Here is a 1,896-nt window from a genome sequence, read left to right as displayed (position 1 = left end):
GGCGGGGGGACGGGGGCTGCGGAGGGCGCGGAGGGCGTTGAGGATCACCAGGACGTCGATTCCTTCCTGGAGGAAGGCGCCGGCCACCGGGGGTAGGCGGCCGGCGGCGGCGAAGCACATGGCGAGGACTGCCAGGCCCATCCCGATGGTGGCGCTCTGCACGGCGATCCGGCGGGCGTGCCGGGCCACCTCGACCGCGTCGGCCAACGGGTCGAGCCGGTCCACGGTGAGCACGGCGTCCGCGACGTCGGCCGAGGCGGTCGCCCCGGTGGCACCCATCGCCACGCCCACGTGCGCCTCCGCCAGGGCCGGGGCGTCGTTCACCCCGTCGCCCACCATCACGGTGACTGCCCGATCCGCTTCGGCGCGTACCCGGGCCACCTTCTCCTGCGGCGTGCACCGGGCCAGCACGTCGTCCACGCCGACGGCGTCGGCGACCTGACGGGCGGTGCCCTCCCGGTCCCCGGTGACCATGACGATCCGGGTCAGTCCCGCCGCCCGCAGCCGCTCCACCGCCCGGTGGGCGTCGGGGCGTACCGGGTCGGCGAAGAGGACCGCGCCGAGCGGCCCGTGCTCGTCGGCCACCCAGACCACCGAGTGTCCCGCCGCCTCCGCCCGGGACCGGACCTGCGCGGCCCACTCGGGCAGGTCAACGGTGAGCTGGCCGACCCGGATCAGCCGCCCGTCGACCCGGCCGTGCACGCCGCGACCCGGCTCCTCGGTCACCTCCGTCGGGGTGCGCAGCGCCAGGCCCCGGTCACCGGCCTGCCGCACCAGCGCCGCCGCCAGCACGTGCGGGGACAACTGCTCCACCGAGGCGGCCAGCCGCAGCACCTCGTCGGGGTCGCCACCGGGCGCGACGACGGTCTCGGCGACCCGGGGACGACCGGCGGTGAGCGTGCCGGTCTTGTCGACCAGCAGGGTACGGGCCCGCCCCAGCACCTCCAGCGAACCGCCGTCGCGCACCAGCACGCCCCGCCGGGCCACCCGCGACAGCCCGGAGACGATGGCGATCGGGGTGGCCAGCAGCAACGGGCACGGCGTCGCCACCACCAGCACCGCCACCGCCCGGATGAAGTCCCCGGACAGCACCCAGCCCAGGCCGGCCAGGACGAGGGTGAACGGCACGAAGGCCGCCGCGTACCGGTCGGCCAGCCGCACCGTCGGGGCCTTGCGGGCGGTCGCCTCCTGCGCCAGCCGGACGATACCCGCGTACGTGCTGCGCTCGGCGTTCTCGGTGGCCCGCAACCCGAACCCGGCACCGGCGTTGATCACGCCGCTGGCCACCGCCTCGCCCGCCGCCCGCTCGACCAGGCGGGACTCCCCGGTGACCACCGACTCGTCGAGGGTCGCCGGCGACTCGGTCACCCCGTCCACGGCGACCACGTCGCCCGGGCCGACAAGCAGCCGGTCACCGACCGCCACCCGGTCCACCGGCACCACCTCGACGCCGCCGTCGGCGCTGCGCCGCCGCGCGGTACGCGGTGCCCGCTCCAGCAGTGCCCGCAGGTCCCGGGTGGCCCGACGTTGCGCGTACGCCTCAAGCGTCCGCCCGGTCGCCAGCATCACCGCGATCACGGCCCCGGCAAGGTACTCCCCGACGCCGAGCGCGCCGGCCAACGCCAGGACCGCGATCACGTCCACGCCGAACCGGCGTCGCCACAGCTCCCGCAGCACCGAGAAGGCGGCCGGCAGCAGCGCGAGCACGGTGACCACCGCCCACACCGCATCGGCAGCACCGGCCCGCCCGGACCACCACAACACCGCCCCGACCAGCACCAACCCGGTCAGCCCGGTGAGTGGCGCCCACAACCTCCACCGGCTGCGCTCGGACCGTCCCGGCTGCGCCGGCCGCTGCGGCAGGCACTCGGGCCCGGGTTTCCCCTCGCCCCGCCC

1 protein-coding gene is annotated in these 1,896 nt (G+C 76.7%); it reads right to left on the bottom strand.

From position 1 onward, the window contains the following. A partial coding sequence (locus tag C1I93_RS30355; protein WP_111246663.1) for a heavy metal translocating P-type ATPase occupies positions 1–1,863 on the bottom strand: 1,863 nt, incomplete at its 3' end. Between the last annotated feature and the right edge of the window lie 33 nt (positions 1,864–1,896).

The sequence above is a fragment of the Micromonospora endophytica genome, assembly GCF_003236305.1.
In the GTDB taxonomy this organism is placed as follows: Bacteria; Actinomycetota; Actinomycetes; order Mycobacteriales; family Micromonosporaceae; genus Micromonospora; species Micromonospora endophytica.
This window is presented reverse-complemented; position numbering and strand designations above follow the sequence as displayed.